The following is a 25,372-nucleotide window of genomic DNA, read 5'->3' on the forward strand; positions in this document are numbered from 1 at the left end:
CGCTCAGGAAAGTCAGGGAAGCAATCACTATGGGCTGGCCGTGCGTGCGCGCCAACGAACGGTTTGGAGCATGCATATTCGCGCGAGCAAGCATGCACGCCATGCGTGTGCGAATCGGCGGTGCTATGCTCGGCGTCCCATCCTCCGGGCCGAGCTTTCTGTGTCACTGGTCAATCTGAATGCGTTTGCGCAAGCGCTACCGAAAGCGTGGTCGTCTCGTGTGCTGGAGCGTTTTGGCGGCGGCAACTTCAAGGTGCTGCGCATGGACGGCACGCCGTATCCCGATGAAGTGCACGACTATGCCGAGGGCCTGCTGGTGATCGACGGTGAGCTGCGCCTGCGCATTCATGGCCAGGCGGTGACGGTCTCGCGCGGTGAAGTCTATGTGGTGCCGGCGGGCGTGCCGCACAGCGTGGACGCCGGCAGTGCTGGCACGCTGGTCATTCTGGACGTGTAAGCGGCACGTTGCGGACTACGCACGTGCCTCGGCCAGTTGCTTGATGCGCTTGAGCATCATGCGGCGGATCAACCCGCTCGGGATGCGGATCAGCAGCCAGTAGGGCGTGAAGCGGCGGCGCGAGGCGTCGTCCGGGCAATGCACACAGGTGCGGGTGGTGAGCAGCGTGCCGCCTGCGCTGTCGGGCTGGGTTACGAACGTCATCACCAGCTTGAGTACGCCGGCTGCGGAAAACGTGCGGAATTCGCTTGCCTGCACATCAACGAGCCCACCATCGGGCTCCCAGAACTTGCCGACCAGACCCAGCGCGAGTTCACGATCGCCATCCCGGCCGAGCTTGATGAAGTCATGCAACCCGAACCCCGCGTCGACGCGGCGCTCGCTATGTTTGCCCGCCAGCGCGGCAAGGCGTGCCGGCACCGCGCGCAGATGCAGGAACAGCTGCGCCAGCGGGAAATCGCTGACCTCCAATCGAGACACCATGTTGAGCACGCGCCCGGGAGCGGCATCGATGCGGATCTGATGCTGCTCGCTGAACTGGTGTTCAGGCAACAGGCTGTGCAGCAACGACATGTCGGTGGATGAGGTCAGGTTCATGCTTGCGTCTTTTCACTTGCGGGTGTGGCGGTGCGGGCAGCATTGCGCGCGGGCGGCTCGGCCAGGCTGCGTTTCATGAGCCATGCCACGCCGGGAATGCGCAGGCCGGTGGTGAACACCAGGTCGCGCGCCCAGCCGCCGTATTGCGCCTGGAAACATGGCGTGAGCGCGCGGCTGAGGGTTTGGTAAGCCTGCACGGTGCGTAACCGGCGTGCGTGATAGGCGAGGGCGCCGTCGACGGGGCCGTGTTCCTGCACGGCGGAGGCCAGCGCCAGTGCATCTTGCGCCGCCAACGTGGTCCCCAGGCCGAGCTGCGGGCTCATCGCGTGGGCAGCGTCGCCGATGACGCAGTAGGGCGGCTTGGCCAGCGCGCGCGGCCATGTGTGGCGATACACGGCAAAGGGCAGGTCGTCGTGCGAGCAGATCTGTTCGACCACGGGTGCGGCTTGCGGCCACAGGCTCAGCACGTGGGCCTTCCACTGGGCGATGTCGCCTTGGCGCCATGCATCGACGGTATCGCTGGGCAGGCTCCAGAACATCGACAGGCGTGTGCGTGGGCCATCCACATCGGTGGGCAGCAGGCCCATCATCTCGCGCGTGCCGCGAAAGCGCTGGTGCAGCACGCGCGCATCCCAGCCATCGACCCAGGCCTGGAACCACAGCGTGCCCCAGCGGTAGGTGCTCGACGGGCCCGCTAGGCCCGCGGGTTCGCGCAGCGAGGAGGCCGCGCCGTCGGCAATCACGAACAGATCGAAGGTCGATTCACCTTGTGCGTGGGTCACGCGTGCCTGCGTGCCATCGCGGTGCAATTGCTGGATGCCGCAATCGAAGTGGAACGCGGCGCCGGCGCGCAGGGCTGCGTCGTACAGCATGGAGGAGAGCGCATGGCGTGTGACTGCACGGCCCGGCGCATCGGTGTAGTCGATGTCGAGCAAACGCCAGCCGCGATGGCTCAGGCCGATCAGCCGGTCGATCGGCGCGCCGATGTTCTCCAGCTCACGGCCCACGCCAAGCGCCTCCAGCGCGCGGATGCCTTGCGGCTGGATTAACAGCCCCGCGCCCATGGCGGTCAACTGCGGATGCTTTTCGTAGACGTGGACATCATGCCCCTGGCGGGCAAATGCGATGGCGGCGGCCAAACCGGCGTTGCCGGCGCCTGCAATGCCGATGGACAGTGAACTAGGTGCGGTCATGAGTGCATGGCGGAACGTTTGCTCAAGATGATAACGATACGGCACGCAGGTTAAGGCTGTTCGCGCCAGTCCTGCCAGATAATGCGCACACCTCTATCGGCTCCACTGGACGCGCCATGCAGATCAAATGGCTGGAAGACTTCAAGGAACTGGCGAAAACGCGCAGCTTCAGCCGCGCCGCCGAGAACCGCAACGTCACGCACCCCGCATTCGGGCGGCGGATCAAGGCGCTGGAGGCGTGGGTGGGCACGGCGCTGGTGGAGCGTAGCGAGCATCCGGTCACGCTCACGCCGGCCGGGCGGCTGTTTCTGGATGCGGCCGCCAATGCGGTCGATGGCCTGAACGATGCCCGGTTGCTGTTGCGCGAGGCGCAGTTGCCGGTGGCACTCAAGATCGGCACGGGGCGCACGCTGGCACGTACCTTCGTCCCCGGCTGGTATGAAACGCTGGCGCGCCAGCGCGGCGTGTTTCCGCTGACCGTGACGACGGGCGGCACGCAGGAGGGTGTGCTGGCGCTGGCCGACGGCACGGTCGATTTGCTGATTGCCTACGCCAGCCCGCAGGCCGATGCGCTGCTCGACCCGCGCAAGTACGACAACTGCCTGCTGGGCAGCGAGACGCTGGTGCCGGTGAGTGCCCCCGACAAGCGTGGCCGTGCACGCTTCACGTTGCCGGGCACGGCTGCTGCGCCGCTGCCGTGGCTGGCCTTTGCGCGCGGGCTGACGCTGCGACAGATGCTCGACAGCCATCTGGCCGCGGCTGACCGCAAGGCGCATCTGCAGCCGGTGTTCCAGGCAGATTTCTACGAGGCGGTGGAAGAGATGGCCCTGCGCGGTTTTGGCATGGCATGGCTGCCCTACCGTCTGGCCAAGCCGCACCTGAATGCCGGCGCACTGCGCCCCGCTGGCGACGAGGCCTGGCACATCTACGTCGACATCCGCATGATGCGCGTACGCAGCAACCAGAGCGCGCTGCTAGACGAGGTGTGGCAATTGGCGGTCGCCAACGCCCGCACAGACATCGCCTGAGCCGCATCGCAAAAAGCCCAGCCTTGTGCCGAAACGGCACAAGCCGCCCCGGCACGGCGCCTAGACTCCCCCGCAACCTTCGCCCGCCAGGCAGTTCAACAGGCGGATCGGCACAGACCACGGGGAGACAACCTTGCCAGCCCACACCCTCAACGCGAGCGGCGCATCCGCACACGCGGCCACTGACACGCACCGACACCCCGCACCCTGGCGCGCCGTGCTGGCCGCCAGCGTCGGCAACGCGCTCGAATACTACGACCTGCTGATCTACGGCTACTTCGCCATCACCATCGGCAAGCTGTTCTTCCCGACGGGCGATGCGTGGAGTTCGCTGATGCTCTCCGTCGGCACGTTTGGCGTGTCGTTCATCATGCGGCCGCTGGGCTCGATGGTGCTCGGCAGCTATGCCGATCGCGTCGGCCGCAAGGCGGCGCTCACGTGGTCGATCCTGCTGATGATGCTGGGCACCGCGATGATCGCGTTTGCACCCACGTACGCGTCGATCGGGCTGTGGTCGCCGGCCATCGTGATCGTCGCGCGGCTGCTGCAGGGCTTCTCGGCGGGTGGCGAGTTTGGCTCCGCCACGGCCTTCATGATCGAGCATGCCAACGGCAAGCGCATGGGCTACAACGCGAGCTGGCAGGCGGCCACGCAGGGTCTCGCGACGCTGCTGGCAGCAGGGTTGAGTGCGTGGCTCACGTATGCGTTGACTACCGCGCAGATGGAATCGTGGGGCTGGCGGGTGGCCTTCCTGTTCGGCCTGCTGATCGGCCCCATCGGCGTATACATCCGTCGCCATACGCCAGAAACGCCGGAGTTCGTCGCCATGCAAGCCGAAGCGCCGGCTGCGCTGCAAGAGCGCTCGCCGCTGCGCGACACACTCACGCAAGGCTTGCCGGGGCTGCTGCTGGGCGCCGGCGTGGTGGTGGCCGTCACCGCATTCAACTACGTGCAGAAGGTCTACATGCCGACCTATGCCATCAATCAACTGCACATCGCAACCAGCGCGTCGCTCGTCTGCACAATGATCACCGGAGCGATGCTGATGGTGATGGCGCCCGCGTTCGGCTTGCTGGCCGATCGTTTTGGCAGCATTCGCGTGGTGTCGATTGCAATGGTGGTGATTGCACTGTCGACGTATCCGATGTTCGCCACGCTGGTTGCGCAGCCGACGTTCTGGACGCTGCTGGTCATGCAGGCGATCGTGGGTGTGCTGCTGGCGGCCATCCTGGCACCGCTGCCTGCGCTGCTGGCCGACATCTTCCCGACCCGCACGCGTGGCACGGGCCTGGCGTTGAGCTATAACTTGTCGGTGACGATCTTCGGCGGGTTCTCGCCGCTCATCGTCACGTGGCTGATTGGTGTCACGCACATCAAGACCTCGCCGAGCTTCTACGTGTTTGCGACCACGCTCATCAGCCTGGCGTCGCTGTGGATGCTGCGCGGCCGCGCGCGTGCGCACTGAACCCGAACGGACTTCTCGTTTCGTCTCTACCCAAGGATTTCGCATGATGACCCTGGAGGCGCTGCGCGCCACGCTGCCGGTGTACCCGATCGAGCTGAGCAAACCTGACATCCGCCGCTGGAAGACCGGCACGGACGGTGTTGACTACGTGCACACGTTCGACAGCGGCGTGCCCGGTCCGCACGTCATGATCAACGCGCTCACGCATGGTAACGAGCTGTGCGGCGCGATCGCGGTGGATGCGCTGCTGGCCGCCGGTGTGCGCCCGGCACGCGGCAAGCTGACGCTGTCGTTCGCCAACGTCGAGGCCTACGAGCGCTTCGACATCAACGACCCGGATGCCACGCGCTTCATCGATGAAGACCTGAACCGCGTGTGGTCCGCCGACAAGTTCGACGGCCCTGGCAACACGCTCGAACTGCGCCGTGCGCGTGAGCTGCGTCCGGTGATCGATACCGTCGACTACCTGCTCGACATCCACTCGATGCACGAGAAGGCAGAGCCGCTGATGTTGACCGGCCCGCTGGCAAAGGGTGTCGCGTTCGGCCGCCGGGTGGGCGCGCCGTCGCACCTGATGATCGACGCGGGCCATGCCGCCGGCCGCCGCCTGCGCGACTACGGTGGCTTTGGCGATGCCGCCAGCCCGAAGAACGCGCTGCTCATCGAATGCGGTCAGCACTTCGAGCGCGTGAGCCGCGATGTGGCGCTCGACGCGTGTGCACGCGTGCTGGTGGCGTTGGATACGGTGGATGCATCCGCCGTCTCGGCGTGGCTGGGCATCGCGCCTGCGCTGGACGTGCGGTGCATCCGTGTGACTGACCCGGTGGTCGCTAAGTCCATCGGCTTCCGTTTTGCAGAGGACTACCGCGGCATGGAGGTCATCGCCCGCGCGGGCACCGTCATCGCTACCGATGGTCCCGACGGCGATATGCAGATCGTCACGCCGTACGACAACTGCGTGTTGCTGCAGCCGTCGCTGCGCCATCTGGCGCCGGGCGTTACTGTCGTCCGGCTGGGCAAGTCGGAGGGCGTAGCCTAGGCGCCTGCCATGGCTCGCAACGTGCCGAGCAGCACCTGCCGGCAGTTGCGCACCATCTTCTCTTCGGGGTCCCGGTACCCTGTCAGCAGCCAGGCAGCACCCACGTTGGTCATCGCACCCACGAGTGCGAGGCCGATGATGCGGTGATCGGTGCGCTGGTCGGCGTCATCGGCGCCGGGCGGCTGCGCGTTCGCCATGATCTGTTTGCCGAACTCCAGCAGGTTGCGCTGGTAGGTCGCGTCCGTCTCCGGGCTCACGCCCATCACTTCCAATAGCAGCACGCGCGCTGCGCATGGGTCACGCAGGAATGCGAAGAACGCATGCAGGCCGGCATCGACGCGCGCTTCCAGGGTGCCGTCCACGGCGGCCGTGGCTTGTGACACCTGGGCGCGCAAGTCCTCGGCATGCTGCTGATAGGTCGCGCGCAGCAGCGCTTCCGTGCTGTCGAACGCCGCGTAGAAGTAGCGATCGTTCAGCTTGGCTTCCTGGCAGATTGCGCGGACGGTGGCCTTGCGGAACCCCACCGTGCCAAAGACGCACGTGCCGGCGCGGATCAGCGCTTCGCGGCGCTCGGCTGCACGTGCTTCCGGCGCCACTCCTCCATACGGGCGGCCCTTCTTGGCCGTTTCAAATGTTTTCTCCATTTCGCTATTTGACGTCAGGACGCTGAAAAATTAAAGTGGTGACGACGTGCACCACATTTAAGGCGAAGTTTGCCAAGCCCGTCGCCGGGCCGCCAACCAGGAGAGCACATGGAGACGACGATCGAAAGGGCAGCCACTGCGCCGCCGCCTCGCAGCCGGGTGGCAGGATCGGACACGGAGTTCGACGTGCTGATCGTCGGTGCCGGCCTGTCCGGCGTGGGCGCGGCTTACCACCTGCGCGAGCGTTGCCCGTCGGCCCGGTTCGCCATCCTCGAGAGCCGCGCGACGATGGGCGGCACGTGGGATCTGTTTCGCTACCCCGGCATCCGCTCCGACTCCGATATGTTCACGCTCGGCTACAGCTTCCGCCCGTGGCATAGCGACAAGGCCATCTCTGACGGCCAGACCATTCTCGATTACATCCATGACACGGCGCGCGTGTTCGGCATCGACAAGACGATCCGGTACCAGCACAAGGTGACCGGCGCCAGTTGGGATTCGGCTGCTGCGCGCTGGACCGTGCGCGTGCTGCGCACTGACGGCGATCGGCAGGAAGAGCTGCACTACACGTGCAAGTTCCTCTACATGTGCAGCGGCTACTACGACTACGAAGAAGGGCATGCACCAGCCTGGGCCGAGATGGACCAGTTCCGGGGCCGCATCGTTCATCCGCAGCATTGGCCGCAGGACTTGGACTACGCGGGCAAGCGCGTGGTGGTCATCGGCAGCGGCGCGACCGCCGTCACGCTGGTGCCCGCCATGGCCGATACCGCGCAGCACGTGACGATGTTGCAGCGCTCGCCTACGTATATCGTGTCGCGGCCGGAGCAGGACGCCGTGGCCAACTCGCTGCGCCGCTGGCTGCCTGCCGGGCTCGCGCACCGGCTCGTGCGCACCAAGAACGTGTTGCTGACGATGTACTTCTACAGCCTGGCGCGCCGTAAGCCCCGCGCGTTCAAAGACTTCATCATCCGCATGGCCGGCAAGCAGATCGGACCGGACTTTGACGTGCGCAAGCACCTCACGCCACGCTACAACCCGTGGGACCAGCGCCTGTGCCTGGTGCCCGACGGCGATCTGTTCAAGACGATCCGCTCGGGCCGCGCGTCCATCGCCACCGACGAGATCGAACGCTTCACCTCCACCGGCCTGCAACTCAAGAGCGGCGAGCATCTGGACGCGGATGTGGTCGTCACTGCCACCGGGCTCAAGCTCAAGGTGCTGGGCGGCGCATCGGTGACCATCGACGGGCGCCCTGTCGACCTGTCGCAGACGGTGTCGTACAAGGGCATGATGTACAGCGGTATCCCGAACCTGGCATCCTCGTTCGGCTACACGAATGCATCGTGGACGCTCAAGGCCGAGCTGATTGCGCAGTACGTGTGCCGGCTGCTCAACCACATGCAGGCGCATGGCTACGACGTTTGCGTGCCCCGGCTCGACGATGAAGCGATGGGCCGCGAGCCCGCCGTCGACCTGACCTCGGGCTACATCCAGCGCGCGGCGACCATCCTGCCCAAGCAGGGCACGAAGCAGCCCTGGAAGTCGTATCAGAACTACGCGCGCGATCTGATGATGCTCAAGTTCGGGTCGCTTGCCGACAGCGCGATGCAGTTCGAGCGCCGTGGGCAACCGGTCGGCGCAGAGCAAACCGCTTCATTCACCTCGGGGGCCTTGTGATCAGCACCATCCTGACTGCCGTCGCCATCTTGATTGCGGTGATCTCCGTACCGGCGGCGTTCACGTTCGTTACCGCGCGTCGCGTGACCAAGGGGTTTCCGCCGGAGGGCAAGTTCATCGATATCGATGGGGATCGCGTGCACTACGTCGATCAGGGCAGCGGCCCGGCCATCGTGTTCGTGCATGGCCTGTGCGGGAACCTGCGCAACTTCGCGTATCTGGAACTGGAGCGGCTGGCGCAATCGCATCGCGTGATCCTGATCGATCGGCCGGGGTCGGGGCGCTCGTTGCGCGGTGATGCGTCTCCCGCCAACGTCTACGCGCAGGCACGCACGATCGCGCGATGCATTGAAAAGCTCGGCCTGGACAAGCCCGTGCTGGTGGGGCATTCGCTGGGCGGCGCGATAGCACTGGCGGTCGGGCTCAACGACCCGCAAGTCATTCGCCGGCTTGCCTTGATTGCACCGCTCACGCATGCGGAAAGCACACCGCCGGGCGCATTCAGGGGTCTCGTGTTGCCGTCACCGCTGGCGCGCCGGCTGGTGTCGTGGACGCTGGCGATTCCGATGTCGATCATCAATTCACGCAAGGCCGTCGAGGCCGTGTTTGCGCCCGAGTCCATGCCGCAGAACTTCCCGTTCAAGGGCGGTGGCCTGCTGGGGCTGCGTCCGCACGTGTTCTATGCCGCGTCGTCCGACCTGGTGTCCGCGCCGCAAGATCTGCCGGACATGGAGCGTCGGTATGCATCGATGACGGTGCCGGTGGACGTCCTGTACGGCAAGGGAGATCGCATCCTCAACTACAAGCGCCAGGGCGAAGCGCTCAAGCAGAAGCTCGATCGCGTGAACCTGCGCGTCGTGGCGGGTGGCCACATGCTGCCCGTGACGCAGCCCGCGTTGACGACAGATTGGGTGATGGGGATTGCGGCACCGGCATCCGCGCCGGCGCAGCCCGCAGTGCTTGCCGGATAGACGCACAGCCGAAGCGCTGGAACAGCAGAAAGCCCCGTCGATGCGGGGCTTTATTGTTTTGGCTGCCGTCGGGACGAGTGCCCCTAGGGTCACTCGCCAAAGTTCGACCTGGAGTTGCCGTTAAACGCCGGAGCCCTGCCATTTCTTGCGGCCTGTGGTCGCGTCCCCTGCGCAAGGGGTATCGCACCCGAACGACGTGCGCGGCACACTCCTCGCGGCCACGCAACCGCGTGCAACCCTCGTCAAGAACAACCATGCTCATCAAGCTCGCTTCCGGCGATCTCCGGCTTGACAGGCCTATCGACTTCGCCATCTACAACGCTGACGGTGCCCTGCTTCTCCAGAAGGGCCAGGTGGTCACGTCCGACATTCTGCTGATGCGCCTGTACCGTCTCGGCTATCGGCGCAACACGGTGCATGCCGGAAGGTTCGGGCTGAAGCCCGTTCATGTAGCGGCCGCAGAAGAACATCCGTCGCCGGAAGTGAGCGAGCCGGAAGCCGAGGATGCTGCACCGAGTGGCGATGCCGACGCGTTGCTCACCAAGCCGTCATCGCTGCCGAACTTCACGCAGAAGGTGGAATTCTTCCACCTGACGACCGGTGGCGCGAAGGATGTGCTGCGCGTCGAACTGGTGGGTGTGATTCCCGGGCTAGCGTTGATCGTGCAATGTGTGGCGCATGAGAACGCCCCTGCGCTGATGCAGGACGTGCAGTACGACGCCCGGCTCTTCACTGGATCGCGGTTGTTCAAATTTCCGACCGCGTTGCTGCCGGAGGCCGTGGGGCCGTTCGGTTGCTATTTCCTGCGCTATCCGGAGGCCGTTGCGCAGGCGCTCGTGCGCAAGCATCAGCGTGTGACCACGGCGTTTCCGGGCGAGTTGTCCTCAGGCGAGTATCAGCGCGCGGCCGTCGATGTGGTGGTCGAGAATGTGAGCACCACCGGCGCGGGCGTTTCGGCCAAGGAAGACTTCCTGATCGTCGGCCGCACCGCGCGGCTCAGAGTGGACTTGGCCATCGAGCACCGCGTGCGTCCCATCACGGTATTCGTCGAGGTGCGTAATCGCCGGCAGGAGGGTGAGCGCTTTGTCTACGGCCTGGAGTTCTCCCGCATGCCCGAGGAGACGCGGCGCGACATCAAAGACTTCGTGCTGGAGAGCCTTGCGCTGGAATAGCGGGCAGTGCGCGTCGGCATGCGGTGCCGCAAATCGCACGGACAAAAAAGCCGCTGATCCTTGCGGAGCAGCGGCTTTTCTTACATCTGGTGGCGAATCAGGGACTCGAACCCCGGACCTGCGGATTATGATTCCGTCGCTCTAACCGACTGAGCTAATTCGCCGAAGAAACGAGATTCTACAGTCTTCGGTGAATCTGTCAAGCCCCTTGATCCAGTATGTTGCTCAGTCGTTCTTGTAGATGTCCACGTCCTTGGTTTCCCGTACGAACAGCATGCCGATCACGAAGGTGATGGCCGCGATCCAGATCGGGTACCACAGCCCGTGATAGATGTTGCCGTTCTGCGCCACGAGTGCGAACGAGATGGTCGGCAGCAGCCCCCCGAACCAGCCGTTGCCGATGTGATACGGCAACGACATCGACGAGTACCGGATGCGCGTGGGGAACATTTCCACCAGCATCGCTGCGATCGGGCCATAGACCATGGTCACGTAGATCACCAGGATCACCAGGATCACCAGCACCATGACCGTGTTCATCTGGGCGGGGTCGGCCTTGGTCGGGTAGTTGGCGGCCTTGAGCGACTCTGCCACCTGCTTCTTGAAGTCGGCGATCTTCGTCTTGCTGTCAGCGTCAAAGCTCTGGCCGTCAGCCGTGCGGGTGGCGTTGAGCGAGGCGATCTGCTTGCCGGCGATCGTCACCGAGGCGACGGTACCGGCGGGGCCTTCCACCGTCTCATAGCTGGCCGACGATTGCGCCAGCGTGCGCTTGGCAATGTCGCACGACGAGCGGAAGTCCACCTCGCGGGCGATCGGGCTGCCCTGGAACGAGCACTCCTTGGGGTCGACCGTGATGGTGATCTGCGCAGTCTGCTGGGCACGCTCCAGCGCCGGGTTGGCATAGTGCGTGAGCGCCTTGAACAGCGGGAAGTAGGTCAGCACCGCCAGCAGGCAACCGGCCAGGATGATCTTCTTGCGACCGATGCGATCCGACAGCGAACCGAAGAACACGAAGAACGGCGTGCCGATGGCCAGCGCCACCGCAATCAGCACGTTGGCCGTAAACGCGTCCACCTTCAGCACCTGCGTGAGGAAGAACAGCGCGTAGAACTGGCCCGTGTACCACACCACAGCCTGGCCGGCGGTCAGGCCGATCAGCGCCAGGATCACGATCTTCAGGTTGCGCCATTGGCCGAAGGCTTCCGTCAGCGGGGCCTTGGAGGTCTTGCCCTCGGCCTTCATCTTCTGGAACGCAGGCGATTCGCTCATCGACAGACGGATGTACACCGAGGTGGCGAGCAGCAGGATCGACACCAGGAACGGGATACGCCAGCCCCAGTCGTCGAACGACTTGCCGGTCAGCTCGCGCACCACCAGGATGACGATCAGCGAGAGGAACAGGCCCAGCGTGGCCGTGGTCTGGATCCACGACGTGTAGGCACCGCGACGGCCGTGCGGCGCATGCTCGGCCACATACGTGGCAGCACCGCCGTACTCACCGCCCAGGGCCAGGCCTTGCAGCATGCGCAGTGCGATCAGGATGATCGGTGCAGCCACGCCAATCGTGCTGTAAGAGGGCAGCAAGCCGACAATGAATGTCGACGAGCCCATGATGACGATGGTGACCAGGAAGGTGTACTTGCGCCCGATCATGTCGCCCAGGCGGCCGAACACCAGCGCACCAAACGGGCGCACCAGGAAGCCCGCCGCAAACGCCAGCAGTGCAAAGATGAAGCCCGCCGTGGGGTCCAGCCCCGAGAAGAACTGCTTGGCGATGACTGCCGCCAGCGAGCCGTAGAGATAAAAGTCGTACCACTCGAACACCGTCCCGAGCGACGAGGCGAAGATGACCTTCTTCTCCTCCTTCGTCATGGGCGCAGGCTGGACACGCCCGGCGGGCGCGTTCGGTGCACTTTGCACGGTTGCCATGTTGTCTCCTGTTTTCGTAGGTCGTCCCGCTGGGCATGGACATGACAACGCAAAGCAACCGCCCGCGGAATTGTGAACGATTGTGGAAAGCGAAACTTACTGCGTTCTGACACGAACACCCCGTCAACAGGGCAATTTCGTCGGGGTATACACGAAGATGTGCGCGTTGCGTTGCAGCGCAATTCACTGCTTCAACGCATCAAATGGAAGGCGGGGGAGTGGGTTCAGTGGCTTCCTGCCGCGATGCTTCGTCATCTTGCGATGCAGCATCCGCGGCGCGATTGGTACGCCATGCGTACAACACGGTGATCAGCACATAGACGATGGGCGCGCCCTGGCTCGCTACCCAGTAAGCGAACGGCCAACCGAAGACGCGCATCGACAGATCGCGCGCGAAGAACGCCACCACATAGGTGACGACAAACCACACCCCCAGCAGCGCTGCGATCCAGCGCATGTTGGCGATCCAGCGTCGGCGTGCAGGCGTTCCGGGCGTGATGCTCATGCGGTGGTTTCCCCATCCGGTGCACAGCGATGCAGCGTGATGCGAAAGCGCGCGCCCGCCACCCGTGGCGATGTCTGGTAGACGTTATCGAGCACCTCGATGTCGCCGCCGTGCTGCTGCACGATCTCACGCACGATGGCCAGGCCCAGCCCGCTGCCCTCGGCCTGCGTGCCGAGAATGCGATAGAAGCGCTGCATCACGCGTTCACGCTCCGCCACGGGGATGCCGGGGCCGGTGTCGTCCACGTCGATGAAGACGAATGGCTCGAACGGTGCCGTGGTCACGCGCACCGTGACATGGCCGCCGTCAGGCGTGTAGCGGATGGCGTTGTCGAGCAGGTTGTTGAGCATCTCGGCCAGCATCGTCGCGTTGCCGGAGGTCATGACCGGCGGGCCGGGTTCTTCGAAGCCGAGGTCGATCTGCTTGGCCCATGCCTTCTGTAGCCAGTCGGCCACCACCTGACGCGACAGTGCGCAGATATCGAGCGGCACCATGCCGTCGGTCGCCCCCATGTTCTCCATGCGCGCCAGCGAGAGCAGTTGCTTGACGAGGTGTGCCGTGCGGTCCGAGCTGTCGGCGATGTGAGCGAGCGTGCGGCGCAACTCGTCGGGCGACTGTTCGCGCTGGGCCAGCTCGGCTTGCATGCGCAGGCCGGCTAGCGGCGTTTTCATCTGATGCGCGGCATCGGCAATGAAACGCTTCTGCGTCTGCACGGATTGCTCCAGCCGCCCGAGCAGGTCGTTGAACGATGCCACCAACGGTGTCAGCTCCTGCGGTGCCGCGCCTTCGTCGATGGGGCTGGTATCGCCCGGGTTGCGCGCGCGGATGCGCTCCTGAATCGCATTGAGCGGCGCCAGCCCGCGCGTGAGCCCAAACCACACCAGAATGACCGCCAACGGCAGGATCACGAACTGCGGCAGGATCACGCCCTTGATGATTTCGTTGGCCAGTTGCGCACGCTTGTCGAGCGTTTCCGCCACCTGCACCAGCGCGGGTTTGCCGCCGGTCATGCCGGGGCGCTGCACAAACGTATACGCCACGCGGATCTCTGCGCCATGGATATGGTCGTCGCGCAATTGCACGAGGCTGCCAGCATTGGCGTCTTCTTCCGGGGGGAGCGGCAGGTCGCGATCGCCCGAGACGAACTCGCCGCTCTCACCAAGCACCTGGTAGTAGATGTTGTCGGTCTCATCCGCGCGCAGGATCTCGCGCGCGGAGATCGGCAACTGCAGTGTTACGCGCCCGTTCACCTCGCGCAGTTGCTGGCTGAGTACGATGGCGCTTGATTCCAGCGCGCGATCGTAGGGCGCATTCGCAATGGACTTGGCCACGAGATATGTCACCGCAATGCTCATCGGCCAGAGCAGCAACAGCGGCGCGAGCATCCAGTCGAGAATCTCGCCAAACAACGATCGGGCGACCCGCCCGGTGGCGTCGTCTTCGAGATGGGGGAGGGTATCAGCGAGGTCGCGGTCGTCAGCCTGGGGCGCAACGCCGGGGCGCGGTGCGCGCGGTATCCGGTGGCGACGCCACGGCCAGGCCAGCCGATCAGCCATGGGCGGCGGCAGAGTTGGCGGGGGCGGCAGCGCGCTCCAGGCAATAGCCCAACCCGCGCACCGTGGCAATGCGGATGCCCTCCACCTCGATCTTCTTGCGCAAGCGGTGGACGTATACCTCGATGGCGTTGTTGCTGACCTCTTCGCCCCAGCCGCACAGGTGGTCGACCAGCTGCTCCTTCGACACCAGCCGGCCCACGCGCGCCAGCAGGATCTCTAGTAGTCCGATCTCACGCGCCGACAGGTCGATCATCTGGTCATGGATATAGGCGATGCGGCCAACTTGGTCGAACGCCAGCGGGCCGTGCCGGACGAGCGTAGCGCCACCGCCTGTGCCGCGCCGTACCAGCGCGCGTACGCGCGCCTCCAGCTCGGACAGTGCGAAGGGTTTTGCCATGTAGTCGTCGGCGCCCAGGTCCAAGCCCTTGACGCGGTCTTCCACGCTGTCTGCGGCAGTCAGGATCAGCACCGGCAGCATGGCCCCGCGCGAACGCAGGCGACGGAGCACCTCCAGCCCTGACAGGCGCGGCAGCCCCACGTCTAGGATCAGGAGGTCATAGGTCTGGGCCGTTTGCGTGGCAAGCGCCGCATCAGCGGCGGCCCCGTCTTCGGCCCGGTCGACGGCATAGCCGGCCTGACGCAGCGAACGGGTCAAACCGTCGGCCAAGGTGGCGTCGTCTTCGGCAATCAGGATGCGCATGCGTGTCTCCCCGCGATGCTCGGGCGTGGTGTCTGACCGGCCCATTCCGCCCGCTACATTGTTTTCGCGCGTGTTGTTGCGCAATCGCTGCGCTGGAGACTTGTCAAAACCACTGGTTTTTTATACAGTACTCCGAACTCGCGGTGCTGTAGTCTTGGCGGCGCTAAAGTATCAAGATTGGTTCCAGCGTCAGGCCGTGCAGCTGATCTGCTGTTGCGAACAAACGCAGGAATCATCGGCCCTTGCGGCCCATTTATACACCAAATCGCACGAAGGACGACCATGGAAGACGGCAAGAAGGCAGCCACGATGAGCGCAGAAAAGCAGAAGGCGCTGGCTGCCGCGCTCGCGCAGATCGAAAAGCAGTTCGGCAAGGGCTCCATCATGAAGATGGGCGATGCCGAAGTGGAGCCGGTCCAGGTCGTGTCTACCGGCTCGCTGGGGCTGGATGTGGCGCTGGGCGTCGGCGGCCTGCCGCGCGGTCGCGTGATCGAAATCTACGGTCCGGAATCGTCTGGTAAAACCACGCTGACGCTGCAGGTGGTTGCCGAGATGCAGAAGCTGGGCGGCACTTGCGCGTTCATCGACGCAGAACATGCGCTGGACGTCACCTACGCTGACAAGATCGGCGTGAGCGTGCCGGACCTGCTGATCTCCCAGCCGGACACCGGTGAACAGGCGCTGGAAATTGCCGACGCGCTGGTGCGTTCGGGTTCGGTCGACCTGATCGTCATCGACTCGGTGGCCGCACTGGTGCCGAAGGCTGAAATTGAAGGCGAAATGGGCGACGCGCTGCCCGGCCTGCAAGCCCGTCTGATGAGCCAGGCGCTGCGCAAGCTGACCGGCACCATCAAGAAGACCAACTGTATGGTCATCTTCATCAACCAGATCCGCATGAAGATCGGTGTGATGTTCGGCTCGCCGGAAACCACCACGGGTGGTAACGCGCTCAAGTTCTACGCCTCGGTGCGTCTGGATATCCGCCGCATCGGTTCGATCAAGAAGGGCGACGACGTGGTCGGCAACGAAACCAAGGTCAAGGTCGTCAAGAACAAGGTGGCGCCGCCGTTCCGCGAGGCCATCTTCGACATCCTCTACGGCCAGGGCGTGTCGCGCGAGGGCGAAATCATCGACCTGGGCGTCGAAGCCAAGATCGTTGAAAAGTCGGGCGCCTGGTACAGCTACGGCGGCGAGCGCATCGGCCAAGGCCGCGACAACTGCCGCGAATACCTGCGTGAGAACCCCGACCTGGCTCGCGACATCGAGAACAAGGTCCGCGAGGCACTGGGCGTGACGCCGATGGGCGCCGTTGTGGCGGTCGAAGCGGAAGTCGAGGAAGAGTAATTGGGTTGGCCGCCGGCGCAGATCGGCGGCTCTATCGAGCTTCATACGCCTGCCGTCCCCCAACGGTGGGCGTTTTTCTTTGGAGCATGAAACCGCATGGCTTTGCCGCGTCAACCGCTGTCACTCAAGGCGCGCGCGCTGGGCTATCTCTCCCGGCGCGAACACAGTCGCACTGAACTGCGCCGTAAGCTGGCGCCGCACGCCGAATCTGCGGAGGAGGTGGACGCGCTGCTGGATTGGTTGGAGGGTGAGAACTGGCTGTCCAATACGCGCTTTGCCGAAAGCATGGTGCACCGCCGCGCGGGCCGCTACGGTACCGCCCGGCTGATGCAGGAGCTGAAAACGCACCAACTCGGCGAAGAAACGTTGGGTGAGGTCAAGGCTCAACTGCAAAGCACCGAAGCCGCCCGAGCCAAGGCCCTATGGGACAAGCGTTTCGGGCGCCCACCGGCCGATCTGGCCGAACGCGCCAAGCAAGTCCGCTACATGATGGCGCGCGGATTCTCGCGCTCAGTGGTCTCGCGCATCATCTCGGGCGCCGATGAATTGCTGGGCGACAGTGACGAATCCGACTGAACGTCGGCGATCTCTCAACAATTTACGCAGACAATCCGCTTGCGTGCCAATCCGACAGGTTGCACCTCGACTGGTCGTTGCAACCCTTCCAGCACTGCATTGCAGCATACGACGCAGTACAGTCGTAACGACGTGTTAAAATCCACGGCTTTGATACCGTCCTCTACTTCGGTTGCAGGGCGGTTGTGTTCGTGTGTGGCGGCTGATGTGCTGCTGCATACGTCCCGTAGGCGATGCGCGAGATCCGCGTGCGCCGCCTCCATCGGTCCTATCGGTCTGTCTGGTCCATGCCTCTGTCTGCTCCTGTCCCGCGCGTTATGCGCCACCGCCGTGCCATCACGGTGGAGGCCTATTTGCGGGAAGACGGTCTGTGGGACATCGAAGCGCGCCTGACCGACACCAAGCCCCGCGATATCCCGCTGGCCAGTGGTGGCATCCGCCCCGAAGGCCAGCCGCTGCACGACCTGTGGCTGCGCGTGACCATCGACACCCGCATGAACGTCGTCGATGCCGAAGCGTGCTCCGATTGGGTGCCGTATCCCACACACTGCGACACGATCGGCCCGGCCTACCGCAAGCTCATCGGCCTGAACCTGATGAAGGGTTTTCGAAAGGCCTCGCGTGAGAGACTTGGCGGCGTGGCGGGCTGTACGCACCTGACCGAGCTGTGTGGCGTGCTGCCGACCGCTGCCATCCAGGCCTTTGCGGGCGATGTCTTTCCGGTACGAGACAACTCCAACGACCTCCGGCCGATCGAGCCCGGCGAACAGCCGCCTTACCAACTTCATGGCTGCCACGCTCTGCATCTCGAGGGCGAGGTGGTCCGCAAGCACTATCCGCGCTGGTATGCCTACCAGCCCGAAGCCAAGATCCAACCGCCACCCACCGAGCTGTCGCCCGAGCCCTCGTCCTGAAGGGCACCGCGCTGCTCGCGTTTTCAACACTCATCACACTCACTCTGCCTAGCAAAGGAAACACGCATGAATATCCATGAGTACCAAGGCAAGGAAATCCTGCGCAAATACAATGTGCCGGTTCCGCGCGGCATTCCGGCCTTCTCGGTCGACGAGGCCATCAAGGCTGCTGAAACCCTGGGCGGCCCGGTGTGGGTCGTGAAGGCACAGATTCATGCGGGTGGCCGTGGCAAGGGCGGCGGCGTGAAGGTTGCCAAGAGCATGGACCAGGTCAAGGAATACGCCAGCAGCATCCTGGGCATGACGCTGGTGACGCACCAGACCGGTCCGGAAGGCAAGCTGGTCAAGCGCCTGCTGATCGAAGAAGGCGCGGACATCAAGAAGGAACTGTACGTGTCGCTGGTGGTGGACCGTGTGTCGCAGAAGGTCGCGCTGATGGCCTCGAGCGAAGGCGGCATGGACATCGAAGAAGTCGCTGAATCGCATCCGGAAAAGATCCACACGCTGATCATCGAACCGTCGACCGGCCTGACCGACGCTGACGCTGACGACATCGCCCGCAAGATCGGCGTGCCGGATGCTTCGATCGCGCAAGCCCGCCAAGCCCTGCAAGGCCTGTACAAGGCATTCTGGGAAACCGACGCTTCGCAAGCGGAAATCAACCCGCTGATCCTGACCGGCGACGGCAAGGTCATCGCCCTGGACGCCAAGTTCAACTTCGACTCGAACGCGCTGTTCCGTCACCCGGAAATCGTGGCTTACCGCGATCTGGATGAAGAAGACCCGGCCGAAATCGAAGCTTCCAAGTTCGACCTGGCCTACATCTCGCTGGACGGCAACATCGGCTGCCTGGTGAACGGCGCCGGTCTGGCCATGGCCACCATGGACACCATCAAGCTGTTCGGCGGCGAGCCGGCCAACTTCCTCGATGTGGGCGGCGGTGCCACCACCGAGAAGGTGACCGAAGCCTTCAAGCTGATGCTGAAGAACCCGGACGTGAAGGCCATCCTGGTCAACATCTTCGGCGGCATCATGCGTTGCGACGTGATCGCTGAAGGCGTGATCGCCGCGGCGAAGGCTGTGTCGCTGTCGGTGCCGCTGGTTGTGCGCATGAAGGGCACGAACGAAGACCTCGGCAAGAAGATGCTGGCTGACTCGGGTCTGCCCATCATCGCCGCTGACACGATGGCAGAGGCCGCCGAGAAGGTCGTGGCCGCAGCCGCCGGCAAGTAAGCCGCCCGCTGACCCAACCATACGCGAACGCGAGCGGCGCCCGTTGAACATGACGGCGCGGCTCGCTGCATAAAAGGATTACAGTATGTCGATTCTGATCAACAAAGACACCAAGGTCATTACCCAGGGGATCACCGGTAAGACCGGCCAGTTCCACACCCGCGGCTGCCGCGACTACGCCAACGGCAAGAACTGCTTCGTCGCCGGCGTGAACCCGAAGAAGGCCGGCGAAGACTTCGAAGGCATTCCCATCTACGCAACCGTCAAGGACGCCAAGGCACAAACCGGCGCAACCGTGTCGGTGATCTACGTGCCGCCCGCAGGCGCCGCTGATGCAATCTGGGAAGCCGTCGAGGCCGAACTGGATCTGGTGGTTTGCATCACCGAAGGCATCCCCGTGCGCGACATGATGATGGTCAAGGACAAGATGCGTAAGGCCGGCAGCAAGACGCTGCTGCTGGGCCCGAACTGTCCGGGTCTGATCACGCCGGACGAAATCAAGATCGGCATCATGCCGGGTCACATCCACCGCAAGGGCCGCATCGGCGTGGTGTCGCGCTCGGGCACGCTGACGTACGAAGCCGTGGGCCAGCTCACCGCGCTGGGCCTGGGCCAATCGTCGGCCGTTGGTATCGGCGGCGACCCGATCAACGGCCTGAAGCACATCGACGTGATGAAGATGTTCAACGACGATCCGGAAACGGACGCCGTGGTCATGATCGGTGAGATCGGCGGTCCGGACGAAGCCAACGCGGCTTACTGGATCAAGGACAACATGAAGAAGCCGGTGGTGGGCTTCATCGCTGGCGTGACCGCGCCTCCGGGCAAGCGCATGGGCCACGCCGGCGCGCTGATCTCGGGCGGTGCCGACACCGCGCAAGCCAAGCTGGACATCATGGAAGAATGCGGCATCAAGACTACCAAGAACCCGTCGGAAATGGCGCGTCTGCTGAAGGCGATGCTGTAATCGGCAAGGTTTGAGGTTGTGCGAGAACGGGAGGCTTGGCCTCCCGTTTTTGTTTGGGCGCGACGGTTTGCGAGCGATGCAACATGCGCGCCGTGCACGACCTGTGTATAAGCAAAGACGTGGTCTCTTGTCTGTTATCCCTCTCCAACAAAAAGATTCTCGGGAACATTCATGCTGCTGACGTCCAGCGCGTTCTGGTTCGCGCTTGGTTCCATCATCCTGACCAATATCGTGCTGTCGGGCGACAACGCGGTCGTCATCGCGCTGGCTGCGCGCAACCTGCCGCAGTGGCAGCAGAAGCAGGCGATCTTCTGGGGCAGCGCCGGCGCCATCGTGCTGCGTATCGTGCTGACGATCTTGGCCGTCAAGCTGCTGGCGTTGCCGTATCTGAAGACGATCGGTGCGGTGCTGCTGGTCTATATCGGCATCAAGCTGCTGGCCGAAGCGGATGACGATGACGCGCACGGCCGCAAGCAACGCGATGGCCTGTGGCCGGCTGTCCAGACCATCCTGATTGCGGATCTGGTGATGTCGCTCGACAACGTCGTTGCCGTAGCCGCTGCGGCGGAGAAGGGGCCGCCGGGTACGACGTTTCTATTGCTCGTACTCGGCCTCGGGCTGTCGATTCCGTTGATCATTTTTGGCAGCACGCTGCTGGTGGGGTTGATGGCGCGGTTCCCGATCATCGTCACGCTGGGCGCCGCGCTGCTTGGCTACTTGGCCGGCGACATGCTCGTCAGCGATCCGGTGGATGCGGCTTGGTTTGCGCACTCGCTGCCATACGCGGACATGGTGATCGGCTGTGCAGGCGCACTGCTCGTGGTGGCCGTGGGCTGGTGGCTCAGCCGCAGGACGTTGCGGCAGGCCTAATCCGAACGATTCCCCCCGAAAGTAGGTGATGACGCGATCTGTCCAGAATTCTGTCAAGAACGGTCAGATTCGCGTTCGAATTCCCGTCAAAGTGCGCCAGTTTTCGCCCGGAAACGCAGTGTGTGCCTTGGCATAGTCCCTGCACTGTGGCCTCCCACAACAAAATGCCTTTTGGGGAGAGGTCATGGGCTTCAAGCACAGCACGGGAACAAGGCGTCGCGCGCGCGGCTTCACGCTGATCGAACTGATGATCGTGGTCGCGATTGTCGGGATTCTGGCGGCGATTGCGATTCCGGCGTATCAGGACTACGCGATTCGGTCGCGGGTGACGGAGGGGTTGGTGATGGCTGCTCAGGCCAAGGCATTGGTCGTGGAAAACGTTGCCAACGCGCAGAGCAGTCTATCGGCGGGCTCCGCCTCAATTCCTGCCAGTAAGAATGTAAGTAGCTTGAATATCAATGGAGGCAATGGCGAAATCACCATCACGTACGCCTCTGCGGTGAGTGGAGCCAACGCGTATACGCTGGTGTTCACCCCCTACTCAGGAGGCGGGTCATCGCCGCTTGCAAACCTGCAGGCCAATATGCCGCCACCGAATGCTGTCGCCTGGGTTTGTTCAGCGGCGGGGAAGCAGTCGCCGGCACCCACCGTGACGGTATCAGCGGCCACGTTGCCGCCCCAGTACGCGCCTGCTGAGTGCCGCTGAACAAGCGACGGGGGCACCCCTCAAATCAAAGCGCCTTCGGGCGCTTCTCTTTTTACAGAGTATCTACGTTGATTTGTGACGCAAATATCACTTATTTGACCAAATACGTCATTTGATGCCAAAAATTGTCACGAGAGAGGTAGCCATGACAGCGGATCGCGTCAGTTTTTCCCGCAAAAATAAGCAAAATGGGCTGGCACGGTCCCTGCTCTATTAGCCCCGCATCATCCTTAACCAAATTTTTCCGGGGGAAAATTCATGCAATCGATGCGTCGTCTGAACAAGCGTGTCCAAAAGGGTTTCACGCTGATCGAACTGATGATCGTGGTCGCGATCGTCGGTATTCTGGCTGCTATCGCCATTCCGGCCTATCAGGACTACACGATCCGCGCTCGTGTGGCGGAAGGTCTGTCGTTGGCTGCTGCAGCCAAGGTGACTGTGGCTGACAACGCCGCCAATGCTACTCCGAACGATCTGTCGTCGGGCTACACAGCGCCGGCCGTTGGATCGCTCAAGAACGTGAATTCCATCAGCATCGCACCTGCTACTGGCACTATTACGGTCACCTACAATACGAACGTCGCCCCGAATGGTGCCAACGCTATTGTTCTCACCCCGACGGCAAGTGGCCCTCTGCAGGCCGGCACGCCGCCTGCTGCCCCGATCAAGTGGATCTGCCAGACAGCAGGGTCCGCTTCTGCCCCGGCAACCGCGACTCTGCAGAGCAAGTACGCTCCGGCTGAGTGCCGCTAAGCTGGTTTTGTTAGCATAGGAAGAGCGCCTTCGGGCGCTCTTTTTGTTTCCTCATCCCTGCATTCTCGATGCCTGCCTCTCGAATCGCATTGCCGTTGTTGTGGTTCTGTCTTGCCGCAAGCGGATCCGCGCCGTTCTTGGTGCAACTCCATACCTATCCGATCACGACGTTCTATAACGAATTCGTCGCCGCAGCGTGTTGGTTCGGTGTTTCGGCCTGCATCCTTGGGATGACCTTGAGAAGTCGCGTCGAGTTGCCGGTGATTGCGCTCGCACCTCTTGGCCTAATTGGCGCGCTCCTGCTGCAGTTGCTTGTGTCGACGCCGCTCAATCCATTCTTCTCGTTTGCAGCGATTGTCTGTCTATTCGGTGTCGCGGCGGTTTGTGGTCTCGGAGCGCGTAGTCGTGAGCTTCCCGGCACGCTTGAGGCTTTAGCTATTGGGCTCATCATTGGTGCCGTTGCAACTGCTGGGATTGAAACTATGCAGTTGCTGCGCTTGTCTGGGTGGTCGAACTACATCTCCACCGTGACTGAAGGCCCGAATCGGCGTATGTGGGGGAATTTGAATCAACCCAACCACATCGGGTCGTATCTTGCTTTCGGCATTGCTGCGTGTTTGTTTCTGGCCCAACGTTATCGTCGGGCCGCTGTCCTGTTGATGCTGCTGGTTGTTCCTTTGCTGTGGGGCATGGCATTGACGGTTTCTCGCACGTCTTGGCTACTGATTATCGCAATCGGCGTATTGGCGGGCGCTGCCGTTGATGCGCCTCAGCGCGGGGGCCGTGCGTGGCTGCGCCGCCTTGCTCCACTGCTCCTGCTGATGGTTGCTTATCAGGTATGCAACTGGGCAATGGACTATGGGAACGTGCGTTGGAGCTGGAGCCTACCTGGGTCGCTCTCGGATCGAGTGCAGCAAGGCATCGGGTTCCGTCCCTTCTTGTGGAACCATGCTTGGCACATGTTTCTTGCACATCCGTGGCTTGGCGCAGGCTGGGGAGACTACGCCTGGAATCAGTACGTGCAAACCGACGTACTCGGACATGTGGAAATGGCGACGAATGCCCACAACATCGTCTTGGATTTGTTGGCCAAGATTGGGGTGGTCGGTCTGCTTGTCGTTGCAATACCCTTTCTGGGCCTGATTCGCTTGATCTGGCGTCAAGTGAAGCGTGCTGAGGGGGCATTCTTGTGGACGATTATTGCGGTGATGGGCATTCATTCGATGTTGGAATTTCCGCTCCACTACCTCTATTTTCTACTGCCTTTTGCGTTTGCCCTCGGCTATCTGGACATGCGCGTACTTCGCTTTCCATCAGGGAGCATGGCATGGCTGTTGATGGCACTGATTTCTACCGGTGTTGTGGTATTGCTGCCGGCGTTGTGGAGTGACTACCGTAGAGTCGAGCAACTCTATTACTCCACGAATAGCACAACGGCGCAAACTGAACACTATCGCGCTAATCCAAGCATTCTGCTTACACCATATGCCACGCTGGCTATCGCCATCAACGCAAATGTGACCGCTGAAATGGCGCCACTTCAGGCTGCCCTTGAACAGCAGGCCACACAGTTTTACCCAGGGGCGGGGCCCGTTCAACTCTACGCACTTGCGCTGGCATTGCAGGGTAAGAACGATGAGGCAGTTGTACAAGTGCGCCGACTCTACAACCAATATTGGACATACTACGGATCGCAGTCTCAAGTTCTGACAGCATCCTGCGCAAAGAAAAAAGCCGATTTGAAAGAATTTTGTTCGCGCCTAAAGGCTGAGAATCTACTTGTTGAGAGTAAGTGATTAATTTTTAATAAGAAAAGCGTCCATTTGGGCGCTTTTCTTATTTTGGGTGCGTCAAAAATAGTTGCATCATGAGGGTCTGCCGGAAATCTCCACTAATCTGCGTAGCCAACTTTCAAAAGGAGACAGGCTTTGAAATCGCAGATTCTGCTTCACACGACTCAATTGAGCTGCAACTGCACGAGAACAATGAAGCGGCAACGTGGCTTCACCCTGATCGAACTCATGATCGTCGTTGCTATCGTCGGCATTCTTGCGGCGATTGCAGTGCCGGCGTATCAGGACTACACCGTTCGGGCACGCGTGACTGAAGGCTTGTCGTTTGCAGCCGCAGCCAAAACCGCAGTGGCAGAAAATGCAGCCTCTGGCGCCCCATTCGGGCAAGGGTTCACTAGTAGCACGGCGGCAACACAGAATTTGCTTGCCAACGGCATCACGATCGACCCCACCAAGGGCGAGATTCAGATCCAATACAGCGCAAAGATTGCGCCTTCGGGTGCCAATGTACTGGTGCTGAAGCCGACCACTGCGGCTGACGGAGCATCGTTGCAGGGCAGCACTACCGCCAGTACGCTACCTAGTGGCCCCATTCGTTGGGACTGCTACGCCACGGGTGTGACGCAGCGCGGCAATGTGGAGGAGCCAAAGGTTTATAGTCCAACACTGGCAGCAAAATTGACTCCGGCAGAGTGCCGCTAAAAAGCAAAAAGAGCGCAAAGGATGCGCTCTTTTGCATTGAGGCAAAGGCTTCTTATGTCGCCACCCAATCCCCAGACTTCCCCCCGTGCTTCTCCATCAACCGCACATCCCCAATCACCATCCCCCGATCCACGGCCTTGCACATGTCGTAGATCGTCAGCAGCCCGACCTGCACGGCGGTTAGCGCCTCCATCTCCACTCCAGTCTGCCCACGCGTCTCAGTGCGAACAGTGCAGCGGATAGTGTGAGCAGCTTCATCCAGATCAAACTCCACCGCCACCTTGGTCAGCGCCAGCGGATGACACAGCGGAATCAAATCCGACGTCCGCTTCGACCCCTGAATCGCCGCAATCCGCGCAATCCCGAGCACATCGCCTTTCTTGGCCGTGCCGTCACGCACCAGCGCAAAGGTGTCCGGCAGCATGCGGATCGTGCCGGTAGCCACCGCCACGCGGCGCGTGACGGCCTTGTCGCCGACGTCGACCATATGGGCTTGTCCGGCGGAATCGAAGTGGGTGAGTTGCGACATAAGTGACCGCAGGATTGCGGGGCAGAAGACGAAGCGTTTTATGATAGCA

The 25,372-nt window shown here is 62.7% G+C and carries 25 protein-coding genes and 1 tRNA gene; 17 read left to right on the plus strand and 9 right to left on the minus strand.

Features of this window, described 5'->3' with window-relative positions; translation table 11 throughout:
• Nucleotides 1-160: 160 nt before the first annotated feature.
• Nucleotides 161-457, plus strand: a complete 297-nt coding sequence (locus tag ACS13N_RS10780) for a cupin domain-containing protein (RefSeq protein WP_438931655.1) — start codon at nt 161-163, stop codon at nt 455-457.
• A 15-nt stretch (nt 458-472) separates the two neighbouring features.
• Here the strand turns inward: ACS13N_RS10780 and ACS13N_RS10785 are convergent, their stop codons facing one another.
• Together ACS13N_RS10785 and ACS13N_RS10790 are read right to left on the minus strand one after the other, a co-directional pair.
• Entirely contained in the window at nt 473-1,030 is a 558-nt protein-coding gene (locus ACS13N_RS10785; RefSeq protein WP_438932829.1) for a hypothetical protein, read from the minus strand.
• Between the two features lie 20 nt (nt 1,031-1,050).
• Nucleotides 1,051-2,247, minus strand: coding sequence for an FAD-dependent oxidoreductase (locus ACS13N_RS10790; protein WP_438931656.1), 1,197 nt, complete (start codon nt 2,245-2,247; stop codon nt 1,051-1,053).
• A gap of 116 nt (nt 2,248-2,363) precedes the next feature.
• On the opposite strand from ACS13N_RS10790, the gene ACS13N_RS10795 reads away from it, so the two are divergent.
• From ACS13N_RS10795 to ACS13N_RS10805, 3 genes are all read left to right on the plus strand, one after another.
• Nucleotides 2,364-3,275 (plus strand): LysR family transcriptional regulator, encoded by a 912-nt coding sequence (locus tag ACS13N_RS10795; protein ID WP_438931657.1) that lies wholly within the window; start codon nt 2,364-2,366, stop codon nt 3,273-3,275.
• 133 nt (nt 3,276-3,408) lie between these two features.
• A complete protein-coding gene (locus tag ACS13N_RS10800; protein ID WP_438931658.1) occupies nt 3,409-4,740 on the plus strand; it encodes an MFS transporter in 1,332 nt (443 codons plus the stop codon).
• Between the two features lie 43 nt (nt 4,741-4,783).
• Nucleotides 4,784-5,779 carry a M14 family metallopeptidase gene (locus ACS13N_RS10805; protein ID WP_438931659.1) on the plus strand — a complete coding sequence of 332 codons (996 nt, stop codon included), beginning with the start codon at nt 4,784-4,786 and terminating at the stop codon, nt 5,777-5,779.
• Here ACS13N_RS10805 and ACS13N_RS10810 read toward each other — a convergent pair.
• Nucleotides 5,776-6,423, minus strand: a complete 648-nt coding sequence (locus ACS13N_RS10810) for a TetR/AcrR family transcriptional regulator (protein ID WP_438931660.1) — start codon at nt 6,421-6,423, stop codon at nt 5,776-5,778. The genes ACS13N_RS10805 and ACS13N_RS10810 overlap by 4 nt on opposite strands.
• A 108-nt stretch (nt 6,424-6,531) precedes the next feature.
• Between ACS13N_RS10810 and ACS13N_RS10815 the strand changes: the two genes are divergently transcribed.
• From ACS13N_RS10815 to ACS13N_RS10825, 3 genes are all read left to right on the plus strand, one after another.
• Complete coding sequence (locus ACS13N_RS10815) at nt 6,532-8,103, plus strand: flavin-containing monooxygenase (protein WP_438931661.1); 1,572 nt, start codon at nt 6,532-6,534, stop codon at nt 8,101-8,103.
• Nucleotides 8,100-9,074: an alpha/beta fold hydrolase gene (locus ACS13N_RS10820; protein WP_438931662.1), complete on the plus strand. Its 975-nt coding sequence runs from the start codon at nt 8,100-8,102 to the stop codon at nt 9,072-9,074. The genes ACS13N_RS10815 and ACS13N_RS10820 overlap by 4 nt, the downstream gene beginning before the upstream one ends.
• Before the next feature lie 254 nt (nt 9,075-9,328).
• On the plus strand, nt 9,329-10,246 hold the full coding sequence (locus tag ACS13N_RS10825; RefSeq protein ID WP_438931663.1) for a PilZ domain-containing protein: 918 nt from the start codon (nt 9,329-9,331) through the stop codon (nt 10,244-10,246).
• Between the two features lie 87 nt (nt 10,247-10,333).
• On the opposite strand, the gene ACS13N_RS10830 is transcribed toward ACS13N_RS10825, so the two are convergent.
• The 5 genes from ACS13N_RS10830 to ACS13N_RS10850 form a co-directional block, all read right to left on the minus strand.
• A tRNA-Met gene (locus ACS13N_RS10830) sits at nt 10,334-10,410 on the minus strand.
• 61 nt (nt 10,411-10,471) lie between these two features.
• Complete coding sequence (locus tag ACS13N_RS10835; protein ID WP_438931664.1) at nt 10,472-12,175, minus strand: MFS transporter; 1,704 nt, start codon at nt 12,173-12,175, stop codon at nt 10,472-10,474.
• Between the two features lie 199 nt (nt 12,176-12,374).
• Nucleotides 12,375-12,680, minus strand: coding sequence for a DUF4212 domain-containing protein (locus tag ACS13N_RS10840; RefSeq protein WP_438931665.1), 306 nt, complete (start codon nt 12,678-12,680; stop codon nt 12,375-12,377).
• Complete coding sequence (locus tag ACS13N_RS10845) at nt 12,677-14,236, minus strand: sensor histidine kinase N-terminal domain-containing protein (protein ID WP_438931666.1); 1,560 nt, start codon at nt 14,234-14,236, stop codon at nt 12,677-12,679. Before ACS13N_RS10845 ends, ACS13N_RS10840 begins: the two co-directional genes overlap by 4 nt.
• Nucleotides 14,229-14,936 carry a response regulator gene (locus tag ACS13N_RS10850; RefSeq protein WP_438931667.1) on the minus strand — a complete coding sequence of 236 codons (708 nt, stop codon included), beginning with the start codon at nt 14,934-14,936 and terminating at the stop codon, nt 14,229-14,231. Before ACS13N_RS10850 ends, ACS13N_RS10845 begins: the two co-directional genes overlap by 8 nt.
• A 282-nt stretch (nt 14,937-15,218) precedes the next feature.
• On the opposite strand from ACS13N_RS10850, the gene recA reads away from it, so the two are divergent.
• The 10 genes from recA to ACS13N_RS10900 all read left to right on the plus strand — a co-directional run bounded on the left by recA (nt 15,219) and on the right by ACS13N_RS10900 (nt 24,794).
• Complete coding sequence (gene recA, locus ACS13N_RS10855; protein ID WP_438931668.1) at nt 15,219-16,280, plus strand: recombinase RecA; 1,062 nt, start codon at nt 15,219-15,221, stop codon at nt 16,278-16,280.
• A 96-nt stretch (nt 16,281-16,376) separates the two neighbouring features.
• On the plus strand, nt 16,377-16,856 hold the full coding sequence (gene recX, locus ACS13N_RS10860; RefSeq protein WP_438931669.1) for a recombination regulator RecX: 480 nt from the start codon (nt 16,377-16,379) through the stop codon (nt 16,854-16,856).
• 287 nt (nt 16,857-17,143) lie between these two features.
• Nucleotides 17,144-17,770 (plus strand): DUF2889 domain-containing protein, encoded by a 627-nt coding sequence (locus ACS13N_RS10865; protein WP_438931670.1) that lies wholly within the window; start codon nt 17,144-17,146, stop codon nt 17,768-17,770.
• A gap of 66 nt (nt 17,771-17,836) precedes the next feature.
• Nucleotides 17,837-19,003, plus strand: a complete 1,167-nt coding sequence (gene sucC / locus ACS13N_RS10870) for an ADP-forming succinate--CoA ligase subunit beta (protein ID WP_426397114.1) — start codon at nt 17,837-17,839, stop codon at nt 19,001-19,003.
• 85 nt (nt 19,004-19,088) lie between these two features.
• On the plus strand, nt 19,089-19,970 hold the full coding sequence (sucD, locus tag ACS13N_RS10875; protein ID WP_009239052.1) for a succinate--CoA ligase subunit alpha: 882 nt from the start codon (nt 19,089-19,091) through the stop codon (nt 19,968-19,970).
• Nucleotides 19,971-20,141: 171 nt separating this feature from the next.
• Nucleotides 20,142-20,840, plus strand: coding sequence for a TerC family protein (locus ACS13N_RS10880; protein WP_438931671.1), 699 nt, complete (start codon nt 20,142-20,144; stop codon nt 20,838-20,840).
• A 184-nt stretch (nt 20,841-21,024) separates the two neighbouring features.
• Nucleotides 21,025-21,546, plus strand: a complete 522-nt coding sequence (locus ACS13N_RS10885) for a pilin (RefSeq protein ID WP_438931672.1) — start codon at nt 21,025-21,027, stop codon at nt 21,544-21,546.
• Nucleotides 21,547-21,804: 258 nt separating this feature from the next.
• On the plus strand, nt 21,805-22,299 hold the full coding sequence (locus ACS13N_RS10890; RefSeq protein ID WP_438931673.1) for a pilin: 495 nt from the start codon (nt 21,805-21,807) through the stop codon (nt 22,297-22,299).
• Between the two features lie 68 nt (nt 22,300-22,367).
• Nucleotides 22,368-24,095 carry a Wzy polymerase domain-containing protein gene (locus tag ACS13N_RS10895; RefSeq protein ID WP_438931674.1) on the plus strand — a complete coding sequence of 576 codons (1,728 nt, stop codon included), beginning with the start codon at nt 22,368-22,370 and terminating at the stop codon, nt 24,093-24,095.
• Between the two features lie 132 nt (nt 24,096-24,227).
• The gene (locus ACS13N_RS10900; protein WP_438931675.1) at nt 24,228-24,794 is read left to right on the plus strand and encodes a pilin; all 567 of its coding nucleotides are present in this window, start codon (nt 24,228-24,230) and stop codon (nt 24,792-24,794) included.
• A gap of 52 nt (nt 24,795-24,846) precedes the next feature.
• Here the strand turns inward: ACS13N_RS10900 and moaC are convergent, their stop codons facing one another.
• On the minus strand, nt 24,847-25,323 hold the full coding sequence (gene moaC / locus ACS13N_RS10905) for a cyclic pyranopterin monophosphate synthase MoaC (protein WP_438931676.1): 477 nt from the start codon (nt 25,321-25,323) through the stop codon (nt 24,847-24,849).
• Between the last annotated feature and the right edge of the window lie 49 nt (nt 25,324-25,372).

Origin of the sequence: Ralstonia sp. 24A2 (assembly GCF_051783885.1) — a bacterium.
Lineage (GTDB): Bacteria > Pseudomonadota > Gammaproteobacteria > Burkholderiales > Burkholderiaceae > Ralstonia.